Below are 16,005 nucleotides of genomic sequence, written 5' to 3'. Positions count from 1 at the left end.
TGACCTCGTGACTGAAACCGTGGCCGCGTCCGCCTATCGGCCGCGCGATGTCGTCAATGCACCCGACATCAAGGCGGCCATCGCGCGCCGCAGCGCCGAGCGCGGCGACCCGGCCGACATCCTCGCGTGGCTCGGCAACCACTTCTTCCGGTGGGTCGTCGGCGCGTTCGAGCAGGCGCAGCCGCTCGAGTCGCTCGCCGATTACCGCGCGCTCGCCGGCGCCGACCGGCCGGCGCCCGACTGGCTCGTGCGCCGGTTCCGCGCATCACCGGCATCCGGCACGGCGGTCGACGCGGCAGCGCCGCCGGCCGTCGGACCGGCGCCGCTCTACTTCATCGATCCCGAGCACATGCTGCTGATCGACCGCGAGCGCACGCTGGTCGAATTCCTGCGCTCGCGCGCCGGCACGCGGCTCGCGCAGAAGCTGCAACGCATCACGTGCACGATGGCGCTCGACATGTGGGAGCGCGAGCATCAGCGGATGCAGGCGCGTCGCGACAAGGGTTGGGTGCCGAGCAGCGGCCTCGCGCTGCGCGAAGTGCTGCGCACGCCGAACGGGATCGTGTTCGAGTTCATCGGCGATCACGCGGCGCTGCGCGAGGAGCTGGCCTACGAGTCGTTCTACATGCAGCACTGCCTGGGCCAGTTCGCGGATCGCCGCCGGCTGCGCGGCGGCTACGGCGAGCAGTACGCGCAGGCCGCGCAGGAAGGCCGGCTGCGCCTGTTCACGCTGCGCGGCGCGGGCAACCAGCCGCATGTGACGATCAGCCTGCAGGTGGCCGGCGACGGCCTGCGCATCGACCAGATCAAGGGCAAGCAGAACCGCCATCCGGTGCGCCGCTATGCGGACGACGTGCGCCAGTTCCTGCGCGCGCTCGCGCCGCGCGGCGAGCGTCACCCCGATTGCGAAGGCATGGGGCTCGTGTTCGAACCGGACGCGCCGGGCGCGGCCGTCGGCACGTGGACCTTCGTCACCGACGTGCGCTCGCCCGACCATCTGCTGAGCGTGATGAGCGAGAACTTCCACCTGATCGAGCATTTCCCGCAGCCGCCGGCCGTGCTGCAATGGCTGCTGCTGCGCAACGCGCCGTATGCGCTCGGCCAGCTCCGGCAAATCGACCCGGCCGTCGCGGCTGCCGCGCGCCACGCGTTGCCGGTCGATGCGCTGCCGGCCGCACGCGAGCCGGATGCGCCGTCGGCAACGGCCGCTTTCGAAATCGAAGGCATCGCGATCGATCCCGCGCTGTGCGCGGCATTCGCACTGCCTGCGCCGGCGGACGGGAGCGCGTCATGCTGAAACTGCTGATCGGAATCGCCGTGCTGTGGCTCGTGTGGTACGTGTGGCGATCGTTTCGGGTCGCCGCGAGAATGGTGCGCGAAGTCGACGCCGATCAGGCCGCGGGGGCCGACGGCGCGGTAGCGGTGCGGCAGACCACGGCCGTCAGGCTCGCGCACTCGCTGGCCGACCAGGCGCCGCCGAACCGCCGCCGCTGGGCGCTGGCGCTCGCCGACATCCTGCTGATCCGCAACGGGCTGCGCTCCGATTGCGACGACCTCGTCTATACGCTGCCCGATGCACAGCGCGAGAAGCTCGCACTCCAGATGCGGCGCGAGCTCGACCTGCCGGCCGACCTGCCCGAGTGGCAGATCGTGCAGCGCGTGCCGCCGATCCTCGCGGGCTGGATCCGCGGCGTCGGCCGCTCGCACGAAGGCTTCTACGAACAGCTCGCCGCCGTCGGCCGCGTGCGCGACGCGCTGGCGTTCGACTGCGCGCGCACCGCGTTCCTCGTGCGCTGCATCGCGCTGCTCGGCTGGGCATCCGAACAGCACGCGTGGGTCGTGCTGCTGCTCAACGCGCAGCGCGCGCAAGACAGCTTCGACAGCTGGGAAGACTTCGGGCTCGCGTATGCACGGGCGCGCCAGCACTGGCTGCGCGGCAGCGGCCAGGACGGCCCCGCGTCGTCGCGCGCCACGCAGGAAGTGCGCGAGCACCTGCGCAACCCGTCCGGAAACTGGCTTTCGCTGCCGTGGAAGCGCTACCGCATCTTCGATCCCCAACCCGTTTCGTCATGACCGCCGACACCGACATGTCCTCCGTTCCCGCCGACCTGATTCCGCCCGCGAAGTCCCGATGGTTCATCTGCGACGTCGACACGCTGCTGCGCGCGGGCGAGTTTGCCGCGCTCGACGCGCAGCTCGACGCCGCGCTCGCCGCCAGCTTCGCCGACCGCACGGCCGAAGCGCTGTACGTCGACGCACTGCCGGCCGACGTGCAGCCGTGCATCGACGCCGGCGCCGACGGCCTTGCGCGCCTGCGCGCCTGGCAGGCCGCGAACCCGCGCTCCGCGCACGCGTGGCTGTGCGAAGCGCATTACTGGCACCACTGGGCCTACGAATACCGCGGTTCCGGCTGGGCCGAGACGGTGACCGAAGCCGGCTGGATCTGCGCGCATGCGTGCGCCGCGATGACGATCGTCGCCGCGCTGCGCGCGCTGGTGCTCGCGCCGACGATGTGGAGCGCGCCGAAGGTGATCTTCACGAGCGTATCGTCGTTCGGCGAGCCCGAGTGGCTCACGCAGCTCGTCCGCGAGCGCCGCTGGCCCGTCACCGAGCTGCATCTGAACGTCGGCGCGGAAGACGAAGCCACGCGCGCCGACCTGCAGCGCATGCTCGCGCGCTCCGGATTGAATCCCGATGTGCCGGTCGCGTGCCCGGCGGAATTTCCCGACGCGCTGCCGGGCCCCGTGCAGGGCAAGAAGCTGCGCAAGGAGAAGTGGTACTGGATGGAAGCGACGCTGCACGTCCACCGGAGCCTCTTCTTCCCGATGCGCACGTTCATCTGGTACATGCAGCCGCGCTGGGGCGGCTCGCACGACCACATCCGCGCGTTCGTCGATTCCGATGCATGCGCGCACCTCGATGCGGTCGAGAAGGACCGGCTGCGCCACGAGATCTGGCGCGACGACTACGCCGGCAATACGCTCGATTCGGAAGACGACGAAGACGACGCACGCCGCGCGATGGCCGCGACGCTCGCACGCGCGCAGGCCGCGCTGCATCCGTATCACCGCTGGGAAACGCTGCACTGGCTCGCGCACAGCCATTTCATGCGCAGCGAATACGAACAGGCCTATGCGCGCTTGCAGGAAGCCGAACGCAATCAGCCGATCGACGACAACCACGCGATGGCGATGGGCGTGCGCCTCGCGCTCGATCTCGATCCGCAAGGCACGTGGCTGACCGGCGCGATCGAACGCGCGTCGGATGCGCGCACATGCACGGCGGCGATGATCCTGCGCGGTTACGCACACCGTACCGGCACGTTCGGCTTCGCGCGTGACGAGGCGCGCGCCGCCGCGTGGCTCGAGGCCGCACGCGAGAACGAGCCCGGCTCGCTTGCGTGGAACGGACTGGCGGCCACGCTCGAGACTCGCCGCCCGGCCGATGCGGTCGCGATCTGCCAGCTCGGCTACGAGGCCGGCGGCAATTCGTGCGGCTATCTGCTCGGATGCTTCTACAAGGACGGCGTGCTCGTCGAACGCGACCTGTACCGCGCCGCCCACTTCCTGCGCGAGTCGATGGAGGGTGGCGGCAACATGGCCGCCTATCGGCTCGCGTTCGCTTACTCGCTCATCGCGCAGGAAAGCACCGACGCGGCCGAACGCACACGCATGCGGATCGAATCCGTCGAAGCCGCGCGCAAGGCGCATGAGATGGACAATCCCGACGGCCTCGACGCGATGCTGTCGCTCATCAGCGACATCGAGGATCTTCCGTCGCGCCATCGCTATCTCGACGAACTGCGCCAGTATGCAGACGGCGGGCATCCGGCGGCAATGGCCACCCTGTCGTTCTTTCTCGCCGACATCAGCGACAAGTCGCTCTACGACTATCGCGAAGGTGTGCGCTGGATCATGGGCGCCCAGGCCATCGCGCCGGACAGCGAGTTCGTGCGCACCATCACGCGAATCAGCTACGAGGACGGCATGCTCTCGAAGCTGCGGTACAAGCTGCAGCGCAAGCAGATCAAGGCGCACGAGATTCCCGGCGCCGACAACGCGATGGTCTGAGCGCGGACGATGCGCGCGCGCCCGGCAACGGGCCGCGCGTGCCGTCCGTGCGTCACCCCGGCAACCGGTCGAGAAACGCCAGCATCGCCGCGTTGAATCGCGCGGGGCGCTGCAGCGGCGCGAAATGGCTCACGCCGGGCAAGATCGTCAGCGTTGCACCGGGAATCGTGCGCGCCAGATACGCGGCATGCTCGGGCCGGATGAATTCGTCATGCTCGCCCTGCACGATCGTCACCGGCACCGCGATCGCCGCGAGATCCTGCTCGCTGTAATCCGGTTGCGTGCGCATCATTTCGCTGACGGCCGCGACGAATGCGTCGAACTGGTCGGGTGTCGCGGACAGCTGCGCATAGTCCTTGCGATGCCGCGCGAAACAACGGTCGATCAGCGGGCCCGGCACCATCTCCTTCGTACCGCTCGGGTCCATGTTGCACGCGAAGAAGAACACGCCGGCCACGCGTTCCGGTGCGCGGGCCGCCAGCACGAGCGCGATGCACGCGCCGTCGCTCCAGCCGACGAAGCGTGCGCGATCGACGTGCAGCGCATCGAGCACCGCAAGCACGTCCGATGCCATGCGTTCGTACGAATAGGGTTGCGCGTCGCGCGTGCTGCGGCCGTGGCCGCGGCTGTCGATCAGGATCGCGCGGTAGCCGGCCGCGAGCAGCGCCGGCACCTGGTTGCCCCAGTTGCCGCCGTGGCCGAGGCCGCCGTGCAACAGCACGACCGGCGGGCCATGGCCGAACGACGCGTGCCAGATGCGCGCGCCGTCGTGTTCCAGCCAGCCTTCGGCATCGGCCGGCGGCAGCGGCGTGCCGCCGTGGGCGTCGAAGCGGACGAGTTCGTCGTCGTCGAGTTCCGCATGCATCGTTCTGCCATCCTTTCGAATGAGACGAGCTGCGATTGTAATGCGTGCGGGCGACGCAGCCGTGACGGCTACGCAGCGCGAAACCGTCAGGCCTGCGTCGACACCAGCCCGCCCGACGACGAGTTGCCCGACTTCTGGAGCGCCGCCGCGAGCTGCGAGATCGCCGTCGACAGCGCCGCCGAGATCGAGCTGGCTTCCGCGCCCAGCGTCTGCTGCTCGATGACGGCGGATGGATCGTCCTTCGCGCGCCGCGCCGCGTCCGCCATCTGCCGTTCCAGTGTCGCGAGCTGTTTCTGCAGCCGCTCGACCAATGCCTTCAACTGGGTGACCGCCGGGTCCTCCGCCGACGCGGCACCCGCCGCGCCGAGCGTTTCGCCGGTGTCGCCGGCCGCCTGGGTGCCGGTGGTCTTGCTCGTGCCGGTCGCGCCGGTGCTGCCCGTGGCAGACGTCGTGCCGTCGGCGGACGAGGTTGCGGCCGGGACGGCCGACGGGTTTGCGGTTGCGCTGCTGTCGGCCAGCGAAGCGCGCGCCGTCGTGGAGAAATCGATCTGCATCGTGTCGGTCCGTGGGTCGGTATACGAATCGTGACGGGGCGGGAAAGCCTTCCAACTCGTTTACGGCATTCGTCACACGAAACTTGAGTACCGCGGTCGGACGAATGCTTTGCAGATCGCCCGATTCCGGTCGCGAAAGGGCCAGATTCGCGCCGCGGCGGCGCTGGTAGAATCGCGAATTCGCCGGCCGGAATCGCGCGCCGACCGCCTTCGGGCGCCTGCGCGCAACGTCGCCGGTATCGACTCCCGCCCTGTCCGGCGCCGCATGCCATGCGTGCCGACGCCGCAATCGCAGCGCAGCGGGTCGCCTTTTCCGTCCGCCTTCGTGACCCGCTCGCCGGTTCGAGCGGCGAACGCCGTGCGGCGCGCGCTTCATTCATCACGCATTCGAGGAACACACGATGGCCCGCATCGGCGCCTTCTGCATCACGACGTGGCTTGCCGCCGCGATTCTCTACTTCGGCCAGCACTCCGTCGCAATGATCGCGCTCAGCGGTGTCGTCGTGTTCGGCGGGTTCGATCTGCTGCGTCCGTAACGCCCGGTCAGCGCCCCGCGAATCCGGGCGCCGCATGAACTCACCGGGAAGAACGAGCGGAACGCCGTGCGCGTCAGCGCGGCAGCGTCCGCAACGACGACGGCCCGCCCGTCAGCGCGATCCGCTTGCCGGTATCGCGCAGCTTGCCGCCTTCGACCGCATACAGCGCAAGCTGCCGTTCGACGTTGAACTGCACGATCACGTGCCGGCTGTCGGCGGTAAACACGATGCCCTGCGCGGCTTCGCCGCCAGGCAGTTCGCTCACCTTCACGGCCTGCCCGTCGCGGATCGCGAACAGCAGCACCTTGCCGAGCTTGTGGCGCCCCGGGTTGTCGGGCGTCAGGTTCGAGCCGTCCATCGCCTGCACGGCGATCCACTTTCCGTCCGGCGAGATCGCGACGCCTTCCGGGAGCGACGGCACCGTCAGGTACTGGACCGTGCGGAACGGCACGCGCGACACGTCGATCAGTGCGACCGAATCGGCATCGCCCGCGAGCGTGCCCGTATAACCCGGCAGCCCCGCGAGCCCCACGTTGCTGACGACGGCCCAGCGGTTGTCGCTCGACACGTCGATCGTGTAGGGCGCGACGCCCGTGCTCAGGCGCGTGCCGCTGTCGGTCACCTTGCCGTCGTCGACGTTCAGCACCGCGACGCCCTGCTCGTCGCGCAGCGACACGAGCGCGTGCTTGCCGTCATGCGTGAAGCTGATCCCGGCCAGCCGCTTCTTGCCGATCTTCAGGTTGCCGTCGAGCGTCACCTGCGTGCCGTCGATGCGCAGGATCGACACGCTGCCGTCGACATTGGCGACGAGTGCGAGCCGGCCCGAGCGGTCGATCGCGATCCCTTGCGGATGCGTGCCGAGCTCGATGCGCGCGATCGCGGGCGGCGCGGCGTCGAGCGCCACGACCTGCAGGAACGTATCGAACACGAGCTGCTTCGCGGCCGTGTCGTAGCGCGTCGGCGCGCCGACGAGCGCGAGCTTCGCGTCGGGCGTGATCGCGACGGCCTGCGGCGGGCCCTGGATGCCGTTCTCGACGTCGACCTGCAGCGCGACCTTCGGCGGGAACGTGCTGGCGTCGAGCAGCGTCAGCGTGTCGGCGGGCGGGGACGGCAGATAGGTGTCGCGGCCCTCGACGCGCTGGTACTTGCCGTCGTTGCCGGACACGATCCAGTCGGCGGCCTGCACGGCGACGGCCGTCGTGGCGAGGGTCAGCGCGGCGAGCAGGCGCGCGCTGCGCGGGCGAAAGGGATTCGAATGCATGGCGGTCGGTTCTCCGGATCGGTTGCGGACGCAATGGATGGCACGACCCTGCTGCTCGACGGGTCGATGCCATCGCATGATGCCCGAAAGCGCGCGAATCCGGCATCTCGCGCCACGATCCGTCACGTTGCCGATCGTGCGCCCGACTCCCACTGTGCGACGTCGTCGAGCGGATACACGGGCCGCGCGAGCCGCTCGTAACGGAACAGCCCGTAGTCCGAGCCCGTCACGCCGCGGCTGTCGCATTCGACCAGCGCCGCCGCGATCGGCACGAACACCGGCCGGCAATACATCCGCGACTTCAGCAGCAGGAAGCGTGCGCGGCGCGGATCGACGCCGACGCTCTCGAACACGCCGAGATCCCACGGCTCCTGCGTGCGCTCGGTGACGACGAGCGTCGCCGCGCCGATGTCGAGCACGGCCGCGCGGCCCATGTACGCGCGCTGCCCCGTATACGTCGGCCCCGTGATCACGTATTCGCCGTCGGTGATCGCTCGCACGACGCCCGTCGCACGGAACGGCTCGCGCCGCACGCCGCCATGCGACGGCAGCCGGTTGCCGACCGGCACCGTGACCGTTGCGCCGACGCCCGCGTCGATCAGCGCGGCGACGGCCTCGGGATCGCACAACGGCCCGCTGACGATGCCGTCGAGCCCGTGCGCGAGCGCGGCCTCGAGCAGGTCCATCGTGTCGCACGGGCCGCCCGACATGCAGTTGTCGCCGTGATCGAGCATCAGCACGGGGCGCTCGGCGCCGCGCGCGAGCGCCGCGGCCTGCGCGACCGATTCGGCCAGCGGCGCACTGCGATAGACGAATTCGTCGCGCGCGTCCCAGATCTGCCGCGCGATGCGCTCGGCCACCGCATCGGCCGCCGCGCGGTCGCCATCGGCCACCACCACGACGCTGATGCACGGCGCGGGAATGTCCGCGAGCGAGAAGCCGGGCAGCACCGATACCGCGAGCATCCCGCCGGCTTCGGCCGCGCGCGCGGCCTCCACCGCGCGCCGCATCGCGCCTTCCGCGCTCGCGCTGCGCAGCGTCGACGCCATCAGCGGCGGCTGCCGCCACGCGAGCACCGGCCGCGCGCGGCCATGAAGCCGGTCGAGCAGCAGCCGCGCCGCGTGCTCGCCGGTCTCATACATGTCGACGTGCGGATAGGTCTTGAAACTGACGATCACGTCCGAGTTGTCTACCATCTTCTGCGTGACGTTTGCGTGCAGGTCGAGCGCGACCGCGATCGGCGCACCGGGTAGCGCCGCGCGCACGCGCGCGAGCAGGTCGCCCTCGCCGTCCGCGCTCTGCTCGGCAACCATCGCGCCGTGCAGGTCGAGCATCACCGCGTCGCAACCGGGCGCGGCCGCGACGATCGCGTCGCAAATCGCCGCATACGCGTCGGCCGCGACGGGCCCGCTCGGGTTCGCGGCCGCCGACACGGGCGTCACGATGTCGGCGCCTTCGCGCTCGGCGGCGTCGATGAACGCGGCCATCGCGGTACGCATCCCGCGATTCGCGCGATACGCATCGCCGCCCCAGTCGGGCCCGTTGCGGCCGAATGCCGCGAGCGGCGTCGGTACCGGCGAGAACGTGTTGGTCTCGTGGTTCATCCGGGCGATCAGGATCTTCATCGCGCAGCGCCCTCCGCGATCCCGGCAGCACCCAGCATCGCCTGCAGCAGCACGTTGCAGCCGGCTTCCAGATGCGCCGGATCGGCGTCCTCGATCTCGTTGTGGCTGATGCCGTCCTTGCACGGCACGAAGATCATCGCGGTCGGCGCAACACGCGCGAGATACACGGCATCGTGGCCCGCGCCGCTGATCACGTTCATCGACGACAGCCCGAGCGCGTTCGCGCCGGCCCGCACCTGCTCGACCAGCGCCGCGTCGAAAGGCTGCGGCGGAAAGTACACGACCGGCTCGATGTCGATCCGCATCCCGGCCGCCGCACCCAGGTCGGCGCAGGCCGCGCGCAACTCCGCATCCATCGCCGCCAGCGTCGCGTCGTCGGCCGCGCGCAGGTCGACGGTCAGCGTCACTCGGCCCGGAATCACGTTGCGCGAGTTCGGGTGCACGTTGACCCAGCCGACCGTGCCGCGCCCATGCGGCGGATGCGCACACGCGATCTCGTTCACCTTGCGCACGAGATCGGACGCGACGAGCAGCGCGTCGCGCCGCAGCGCCATCGGCGTCGGGCCGGCGTGCGCCTCCATGCCGTGCACGGTCACGTCGTACCAGCGCTGCCCGAGCGCACCCTCGACCACGCCGATCGTCGTGTCGTGCGCTTCCAGCACCGGCCCCTGCTCGATGTGCGCCTCGAAATACGCGCCGACCGAATGCGCGCCCTTCGCGTCGCCCGCATAGCCGATCGCGTCCAGCGCATCGCGCACCGACACGCCATCGCGGTCGCATTGCGTGAGTGCATGGTCGAGCGTGAACGCGCTCGCGAACACGCCGGAACCCATCATCACCGGAACGAAACGGGAACCTTCCTCGTTGGTCCAGACGGCCACCTCGAGCGGCGCGCGCGTCCGCACCCCGGCGTCATCGAGCGTACGCAGCACCTCGAGGCCGGCCAGCACGCCGTAGTTGCCGTCGAACTTGCCGCCTGTCGGCTGCGTATCGATGTGGCTACCCGTCGCCACGGGCGGCAGGTCGTCCCGTTCGCCCGCACGCCGCGCAAAGATGTTGCCGATCGCATCGACACGCACCGTGCAACCGATTTCCTTCGCCCACGCGACGAACAGGTCGCGCGCCTCGCGATCGAGTTCGGTGAGCGCGAGACGGCACACTCCGCCCTTCTCGGTCGCGCCGATCCGCGCCAGACGCATGAGGCTGTCCCACAGTCGCGCACCATCGACGCGCAAGCCGGACGCCGCGACGCCCGGAGTCAAATCCTGTACTTGCATCGTTGCCATTCCTCGCATTGAAAGGGCACGGCTCATGCGACGCCGACGCCCAGGTACCGGTCCTTCACGTCATGATCGGCCGCGAACGCCGCGTTGCTGCCTTCGTAGACGATCACGCCCTGCTCGATCACGAAGTGGCGATCCGCGAGCTGCGTGCACACTTCGAGGTTCTGTTCGACGAGCAGGATCGCGACGCCGGCCGCCTTGATCCGCTTCAACTGCTCGACGATCTCCTCGACGATAACCGGCGCGAGCCCCTCGACCGGTTCGTCGAGCATCAGCAGCCGCGGATGATTCATCAGCGCGCGGCCGATCGCGAGCATCTGCTGCTCGCCGCCCGACAACTGCGCGCCGCCGTTGCGGCGGCGCTCCTTCAGGCGCGGAAAGATCCGGTAGATATCGTCGAGCTGCCACGGCGAATCGCGACGCGCGCCGAGCCGCAGGTTTTCCTCGACCGACAGCAGCCGGAAAATCCCGCGATGCTCGGGCACGAAGCACAGGCCGCCCGCGGCGATCCGGTGCGCGGGCTGCCCGGACACCGGCCGGCCCGCGAACGTCACCGTGCCGCCGGTCGGCGCGACGACACCCGCGATCGCCTTGAGCGTCGTCGACTTGCCCGCGCCGTTGCGGCCGAGCAGCGTCACCGTCTCGCCTTCGTTCACGTTCAGCGAAATGCCCTGCAGCACGTGGCTCTTGCCGTAGCACGCGTGCACCTCCCTCACGTCGAGCATCATGCGCGGCCTCCGGTGATCATGTTGCCGAGATACGCGCTGCGCACGCGCGCGTCGCCGCGAATCGCGTCGGGTTTGCCTTCGACCAGCACGCGCCCCTGCTGCATCACCGTGATCGTGTCCGAGATGTCCATCACGATGCCCATGTTGTGCTCGATCAGCACGACCGTGTAGTCGTCGCGCAGCCCGCGGATCAGCGCCTTCATATCGTCGAGATCGTCGATGCCCATGCCCGACGTCGGCTCGTCGAGGAAGATCGCGCGCGGCCGCGCCGCCAGCGCCATGCCGACCTCGAGCCGGCGCTGCTGGCCATGCGACAGCACGCCGGCCGCCGTGTCGGCGAAGCGCTGCAGGCCGAGCCGCTCGAGTACGTCATCGACGATGTCGTCATGCGCGAGCACGCCGCGCGGCGGCGTCCACGGATTCAGCGCCCGCCGCGATTCGACGCCCTGTGCGGCAACGCGCAGGTTCTCGCGCACGCTCAGGTTCGGAAACAGGCTCGTCACCTGGAACGAGCGTGCGATGCCGCGCCGCACGCGCTTGTGATCGGGTTCGTGCGACACGTCGTGACCGTCGAACAGGATCGAGCCCGACGTGATCGGCAGCGTGCCCGTCAGCGTATGGAACAGCGTCGTCTTGCCTGCCCCGTTCGGGCCGATCACCGAATGCACGGTGCGCGGCATGATCCGCAGATCGACGCCCGCCAGCGCCGTGAACTTGCCGTAGCGCTTGACGATGCCGCGCGCTTCGAGAATTGCTTCGCTCATTTCCGCTCCTCGACCGGGGCCGCCGCGCGCTCGCTACGCCGCAGCGATGCCACGATGCGTTCGCCCAGCCCCCACAACCCGCGCTGCATGAACAGGCTGACCGCGATCAGCACGAGGCCGAGCAGCAGCAGCCAGCGCGGCCACAACGTCGACAGCCAGTCCGCGAACAGTACGTAGAACGCCGCGCCGAGCACCGACGCGAACAGGTTGCCCGTGCCGCCGATCACCGTCATCACGAGAATCATTTCGCTCGTGTGATAGTCGATGTTCGACAGCGGCGCGATGCCCGTCATCAACGCGTGCAGCGCCCCCGCCAGGCCCGTGACCGCGCCCGATATCACGAACGCGGCGAGCTTGAAGCGCTTCACGTCGTAGCCGGTTGCCGCCGCACGCGCCTCGTTGTCGCGGATCGCGAGCAGTGTCCGGCCGAACACCGAGTGCGATACGCGCAGCAGCAGCCAGAACACCGCGACGAACAGCACCGCGACGAAGCCGTAGTAACGCCACGGCGAATCGAGCGAGACGAGCGAATGCCCGAATGCGGCGAGCGCGGGGCGCGGAATGTCGAGCAAACCGTTGTCGCCGCCCGTCACATCCGGCGTCGTGTATGCGAGGAAGTAGAACAGCTGCCCGAATGCGAGCGTCAGCATCACGAAATAGGTGCCGCGCTGCCGGATCGAGAACCAGCCGACGAGTGCGGCCGCGACGGCGCCGAGCACCGTGGCCGCGACCAGCGCCGCCGTCACGGATGCGACGCCGCGCGTCAGCACCAGCCCCGCCGCGTAGCTGCCGAGTCCGAAGAAGATGCCCTGCCCGAACGACAACAGCCCCGTGTAGCCGAGCAGCAGGTTGCAGCCGAGCGCGGCGAGCGCGAACACCAGTACTTCGGTCGCGAGCGAGCCCGAACTCAACACGAGCGGCAACACGCAAGCGGCCGCCACCGCGAGCCAGCCTTCCGGCCGCTGCAGCACGCCGCGCCACGGCTGCGGGCGTTGCGACGCTGCCGCGTCCGGCGGCATCGGTTTCGACGAATCGATCATGCGGCCCTCCCCAGCAAACCGTTCGGACGCAGCAGCAGCACGGCCGCCATCGCGACATAAATCATCAGCCGCGCGCCTTCGGGCCACAGTGTGCTCATCAGGCTCTGCACGATGCCGACCAACAGCCCGCCGACGAGCGCGCCGAGGAAATTCCCCATCCCGCCGACGACGACCACGACGAATGCGACGCCGAGCGCCTCGATGCCCATGAACGGATCGACGCCGCGAATCGGCGCGGCGAGTACGCCGGCCAGCGCGGCCGTCGCCGCGCCGAGCGCGAACACGAGGCTGAACACGCGCGTCACGTTGATGCCGAGCAGCGACACCATTTCCGCCGACTCGCTGCCCGCGCGCACCGTGCTGCCGAGCCGCGTGCCTTCGAGTACCCACCACAGCAACGCGGCGAGGACGGCCGTGAACGCGATCACGAACAGTCGGTACTTCGGGTAGACGAAGGCGCCCCAGATCACGACGCCATTCAGCCCATCGGGCGGCGGTACGTTGTCGCCGAGCGGCCCCCACGCGAGAATCGCGCATTCCTGCAGCACGAGCGCGAGCCCGACCGTCGCGAGGATGTGGAATTCATGCTGTTGCGCGTACACGTGACGCAGCACCAGCTTCTCGACGATCCATGCGAACGCGCCGACGACGAGCGGCACGATCGCGAGCGCGACCCAGAAATTCGCCGACCATTGCAGCGCCTGGTAGCAGAGGTACGCACCGAGCAGATAGAACGCGCCGTGAGCGAAATTCACGAAGCGCAGCAGGCCGAACACGATCGACAGGCCGACGGCGAGCAGGAAATACAGCATGCCCACGCCGATGCCGTTGACGATCTGCAGCAGATAGACGTTCATGGCTTCCGTGTCGGAAAGGAAGGTAACGGACGTCCGCGGCACGCGATGCGCCGCGAACGCATGCACGGCGTCATGCGAGCTTGCAGCCCGTCTTGTCGAGCGGCAGAAACGACTGGCCGGAACTGACGATGTCGGCATAGTCGTCCGCGTTCTTCATCCGGCCCTTCGGCTTGCCCTTCAGCAGGTAGTAGTTCTTCAGCACCTGGTGGTCGCCCTTGCGGATTTCCTCCGGCCCAGTGAGGCCGTCGTACTTCATCCCTTCCATCGCCGCGACGACCTTCTTCGGATCGGCGCTGCCGGCCTTCACCATTGCGTCGATCAGTATCTTCGAGCAGATGTACGAACCCGCGAGGCTGTAGTTCGGGTTTGCCTTGAATGCGGCGTTCGCGCGCTTCACGAGATCGCGGTTCAGCGGCGAATCGATGCCGTGCCAGTACTGCGCGCCGAAATACACGCCGTCGCAGATGTCCGCACCGAGCGCCTCGAACTGCTCGAGGCCCGATGCCCACGCGAGCAGGATCGTGCAGTTGCGCTTCATTCCGAAGCTGACGGCCTGGCGCAGCGTGTCCGACGATTGCGAGCCGAAGTTCAGGATCAGCAGCACGTCGGGCTGTGCGGCCGCGGCGTTCGTCAGGTAACCGCTGAACTCCTTCTCGGCGAGCGAGTGATAGCTGTTGCCGACGTGCTCGATGCCCTTCTCCTTGAAGACCGCCTTCGCGGCCGACAACAGGCCGTCGCCGAACACGTATTGCGGCGTGATCGTGTACCAGCGCTTCGCCTTCGGCAGCATCTGGATCAGCGGGCGCACCGTCTGCTCGATCGCGCCGAAGGTCGGCACCGACCAGCGGAAGGTCGCCGCGTTGCAGTCCTTGCCGGTGATCTCGTCCGCGCCGGCCGTCGTGATGAACACGCCGCCCGCCTTCTGCACTTCCTTGCCCATCGCCAGCGATTCGGACGACAGGATGCCGCCCGCGAAGAAACGCACGCCCTTCTGCTGCGCGATTTCCTGCACGCGCCGCACGGCCGTCGCCGGCTTGCCCTCGGTGTCGAGCGCCGTATACGCGAGCGGCGCGCCGAGCGCCGTGCCGTATTGCTTGACGGCGAGCTGCATGCCGAGATCGGCGTACTTGCCGTTCGCGGCAAACGGGCCGGACATCGGCACCGGGCATGCAAGCTGGATGGACGACCCCTGCGCGAACGCGACACGGGACGACATGCTGCCGAGCGCGCCCGGCACGGCCGACAGCGCGGCCAGTTTCAACAGTTCTCGGCGATTCAAGTTGACGCTCCTCATGATGGGGGGACACACGCGATACGACCGACTGCCAAACCGTGCCCACGCCACTCCGGAATGCGCGCCGCCGGTTGATCCTATTTATCATGATAAATAGAATGAACCTGATGCTAGAGTTGATCAAAATTGGTGTCAATCAGGCAAAATTCCGTACCCGCGCCGGGACCGGTCGTCGACGATGACGCGGCGCGCAGCCACACAAAGGAGTCTTGAAGATGGTCATGGACCGAGCCAGGGCAGGCCTCGCGGTCGAAATCAAGCAGCCGAAGCGCGCCGACCTCGTCGCCGAGGAGATCAAGCGGCTGATCACCGAGAAGGACCTGAAACCCGGTGACCGCCTGCCGCGCGAAGCCGAGCTGCAGCAGCTCTACGCGGTGAGCAAGAGCACGATCCGCGAGGCGCTGAAGTCGCTCGAGGTGCAGGGGCTCATCAAGGTCACGACGGGACCGTCGGGCGGCGGGATGGTCGTCGAGGTGCCGCTCGACCGTACGCTTCAGCTCCTGCAGAACTATCTGTTCTTCAAGGACGTGACGATCGACGACATCTATACGGTGCGCAAGCTGCTCGAACCCGAGCTGGCCGCCGGCGCGGTACCGCACCTGACGGAGCGCGACTTCGCGGCCCTGGAATCGAACATTGCTTGCTGCGACGGCGCGTCGGGCGTGCACGATCGCGGCCACATGCTGCGTCAGCGGCAGGAGGACACGACGTTCCACGACATCCTCGCGGCCGCGAATCCCAATCCGTTCCTGCGCTTCAGCTGCGAACTGATCAACGAGATGATCCGGCAGTTGATCGAATTCCGGAACGATACACCGCTCGCCGAGCACAAGCGCTTCGGCGAAGCGAACGTGTCGATCCACAAGGCGATCCTGCAGGCCGCGCGCGAGCGCGATACCGAGCGAGTCCGTGCGCTGATGGTCGAGCACATGACCGAGGCGCCCAAGCATGTGAAGCGGATGAAAGGCAAACTGCGCGGGCGGTTGATCCTCGATTCCGAGATTCGCAGGCGCGCCGCCGCTTCCGTTGCGGGATCCGATGCGGCCGCGGTGGATCCGGAGGATCGCTGAACGTCGGCATCCGCGGCGTGGAGTCAAGGCCGACCGCCGCGCGCGGCGCCGCTGCCGG

15 protein-coding genes are annotated in these 16,005 nt (G+C 68.7%); 5 read left to right on the top strand and 10 right to left on the bottom strand.

Going from position 1 to position 16,005, the window contains the following annotated elements:
- Positions 1-7: 7 nt before the first annotated feature.
- The 3 genes from AC5LXX_RS31580 to AC5LXX_RS31570 are packed head-to-tail and all read left to right on the top strand — an operon-like array spanning position 8 to position 4,070.
- The gene (locus AC5LXX_RS31580) at positions 8-1,297 is read left to right on the top strand and encodes a hypothetical protein (RefSeq protein WP_493414049.1); all 1,290 of its coding nucleotides are present in this window, start codon (positions 8-10) and stop codon (positions 1,295-1,297) included.
- Positions 1,291-2,073, top strand: a complete 783-nt coding sequence (locus AC5LXX_RS31575; protein ID WP_493414048.1) for a DUF1266 domain-containing protein — start codon at positions 1,291-1,293, stop codon at positions 2,071-2,073. The genes AC5LXX_RS31580 and AC5LXX_RS31575 overlap by 7 nt, the downstream gene beginning before the upstream one ends.
- A gap of 14 nt (positions 2,074-2,087) precedes the next feature.
- Positions 2,088-4,070: a DUF4034 domain-containing protein gene (locus tag AC5LXX_RS31570; protein ID WP_493414047.1), complete on the top strand. Its 1,983-nt coding sequence runs from the start codon at positions 2,088-2,090 to the stop codon at positions 4,068-4,070.
- Positions 4,071-4,122: 52 nt separating this feature from the next.
- Here the strand turns inward: AC5LXX_RS31570 and AC5LXX_RS31565 are convergent, their stop codons facing one another.
- Both AC5LXX_RS31565 and AC5LXX_RS31560 read right to left on the bottom strand, forming a co-directional pair.
- On the bottom strand, positions 4,123-4,935 hold the full coding sequence (locus AC5LXX_RS31565; RefSeq protein ID WP_322081123.1) for an alpha/beta fold hydrolase: 813 nt from the start codon (positions 4,933-4,935) through the stop codon (positions 4,123-4,125).
- A gap of 86 nt (positions 4,936-5,021) precedes the next feature.
- A complete protein-coding gene (locus AC5LXX_RS31560) occupies positions 5,022-5,489 on the bottom strand; it encodes a hypothetical protein (RefSeq protein ID WP_493414046.1) in 468 nt (155 codons plus the stop codon).
- Positions 5,490-5,890: 401 nt separating this feature from the next.
- Between AC5LXX_RS31560 and AC5LXX_RS31555 the strand changes: the two genes are divergently transcribed.
- Entirely contained in the window at positions 5,891-6,025 is a 135-nt protein-coding gene (locus tag AC5LXX_RS31555) for a hypothetical protein (RefSeq protein WP_006405345.1), read from the top strand.
- A 73-nt stretch (positions 6,026-6,098) separates the two neighbouring features.
- Here AC5LXX_RS31555 and AC5LXX_RS31550 read toward each other — a convergent pair whose 3' ends face one another.
- The 8 genes from AC5LXX_RS31550 to AC5LXX_RS31515 form a co-directional block, all read right to left on the bottom strand.
- Positions 6,099-7,286, bottom strand: coding sequence for a YncE family protein (locus tag AC5LXX_RS31550; RefSeq protein WP_493414045.1), 1,188 nt, complete (start codon positions 7,284-7,286; stop codon positions 6,099-6,101).
- Positions 7,287-7,408: 122 nt separating this feature from the next.
- Positions 7,409-8,911, bottom strand: a complete 1,503-nt coding sequence (locus AC5LXX_RS31545) for a M81 family metallopeptidase (RefSeq protein ID WP_493414044.1) — start codon at positions 8,909-8,911, stop codon at positions 7,409-7,411.
- Positions 8,908-10,188: a Zn-dependent hydrolase gene (locus AC5LXX_RS31540; RefSeq protein WP_493414043.1), complete on the bottom strand. Its 1,281-nt coding sequence runs from the start codon at positions 10,186-10,188 to the stop codon at positions 8,908-8,910. Before AC5LXX_RS31540 ends, AC5LXX_RS31545 begins: the two co-directional genes overlap by 4 nt.
- 32 nt (positions 10,189-10,220) lie before the next feature.
- Entirely contained in the window at positions 10,221-10,922 is a 702-nt protein-coding gene (locus AC5LXX_RS31535) for an ABC transporter ATP-binding protein (protein ID WP_493414042.1), read from the bottom strand.
- Complete coding sequence (locus AC5LXX_RS31530) at positions 10,919-11,686, bottom strand: ABC transporter ATP-binding protein (RefSeq protein ID WP_493414041.1); 768 nt, start codon at positions 11,684-11,686, stop codon at positions 10,919-10,921. The genes AC5LXX_RS31535 and AC5LXX_RS31530 overlap by 4 nt, the downstream gene beginning before the upstream one ends.
- Positions 11,683-12,726, bottom strand: coding sequence for a branched-chain amino acid ABC transporter permease (locus AC5LXX_RS31525; RefSeq protein WP_493414040.1), 1,044 nt, complete (start codon positions 12,724-12,726; stop codon positions 11,683-11,685). Before AC5LXX_RS31525 ends, AC5LXX_RS31530 begins: the two co-directional genes overlap by 4 nt.
- Complete coding sequence (locus AC5LXX_RS31520; protein WP_493414039.1) at positions 12,723-13,583, bottom strand: branched-chain amino acid ABC transporter permease; 861 nt, start codon at positions 13,581-13,583, stop codon at positions 12,723-12,725. The genes AC5LXX_RS31525 and AC5LXX_RS31520 overlap by 4 nt, the downstream gene beginning before the upstream one ends.
- A 70-nt stretch (positions 13,584-13,653) precedes the next feature.
- Positions 13,654-14,862: an ABC transporter substrate-binding protein gene (locus tag AC5LXX_RS31515; RefSeq protein ID WP_493414038.1), complete on the bottom strand. Its 1,209-nt coding sequence runs from the start codon at positions 14,860-14,862 to the stop codon at positions 13,654-13,656.
- Between the two features lie 230 nt (positions 14,863-15,092).
- On the opposite strand from AC5LXX_RS31515, the gene AC5LXX_RS31510 reads away from it, so the two are divergent.
- Complete coding sequence (locus AC5LXX_RS31510) at positions 15,093-15,947, top strand: FadR/GntR family transcriptional regulator (protein WP_124448734.1); 855 nt, start codon at positions 15,093-15,095, stop codon at positions 15,945-15,947.
- The last annotated feature ends 58 nt before the right edge of the window (positions 15,948-16,005 follow it).

The organism is Burkholderia torrens (genome assembly GCF_984668525.1).
Note: the sequence above shows the minus strand (reverse complement) of the source record. Positions and strands in the feature narration are given on the sequence as shown.

Coding starts and splice junctions, on each gene's coding strand:
- AC5LXX_RS31575 (WP_493414048.1), top strand. CDS start 1,291: ATGCTGAAACTGCTGATCGGAATCGCCGTGCTGTGGCTCGTGTGGTAC.
- AC5LXX_RS31570 (WP_493414047.1), top strand. CDS start 2,088: ATGTCCTCCGTTCCCGCCGACCTGATTCCGCCCGCGAAGTCCCGATGG.
- AC5LXX_RS31565 (WP_322081123.1), bottom strand. CDS start 4,935: ATGCATGCGGAACTCGACGACGACGAACTCGTCCGCTTCGACGCCCAC.
- AC5LXX_RS31560 (WP_493414046.1), bottom strand. CDS start 5,489: ATGCAGATCGATTTCTCCACGACGGCGCGCGCTTCGCTGGCCGACAGC.
- AC5LXX_RS31555 (WP_006405345.1), top strand. CDS start 5,891: ATGGCCCGCATCGGCGCCTTCTGCATCACGACGTGGCTTGCCGCCGCG.
- AC5LXX_RS31550 (WP_493414045.1), bottom strand. CDS start 7,286: ATGCATTCGAATCCCTTTCGCCCGCGCAGCGCGCGCCTGCTCGCCGCG.
- AC5LXX_RS31545 (WP_493414044.1), bottom strand. CDS start 8,911: ATGAAGATCCTGATCGCCCGGATGAACCACGAGACCAACACGTTCTCG.
- AC5LXX_RS31540 (WP_493414043.1), bottom strand. CDS start 10,188: ATGCAAGTACAGGATTTGACTCCGGGCGTCGCGGCGTCCGGCTTGCGC.
- AC5LXX_RS31535 (WP_493414042.1), bottom strand. CDS start 10,922: ATGATGCTCGACGTGAGGGAGGTGCACGCGTGCTACGGCAAGAGCCAC.
- AC5LXX_RS31530 (WP_493414041.1), bottom strand. CDS start 11,686: ATGAGCGAAGCAATTCTCGAAGCGCGCGGCATCGTCAAGCGCTACGGC.
- AC5LXX_RS31525 (WP_493414040.1), bottom strand. CDS start 12,726: ATGATCGATTCGTCGAAACCGATGCCGCCGGACGCGGCAGCGTCGCAA.
- AC5LXX_RS31520 (WP_493414039.1), bottom strand. CDS start 13,583: ATGAACGTCTATCTGCTGCAGATCGTCAACGGCATCGGCGTGGGCATG.
- AC5LXX_RS31510 (WP_124448734.1), top strand. CDS start 15,093: ATGGTCATGGACCGAGCCAGGGCAGGCCTCGCGGTCGAAATCAAGCAG.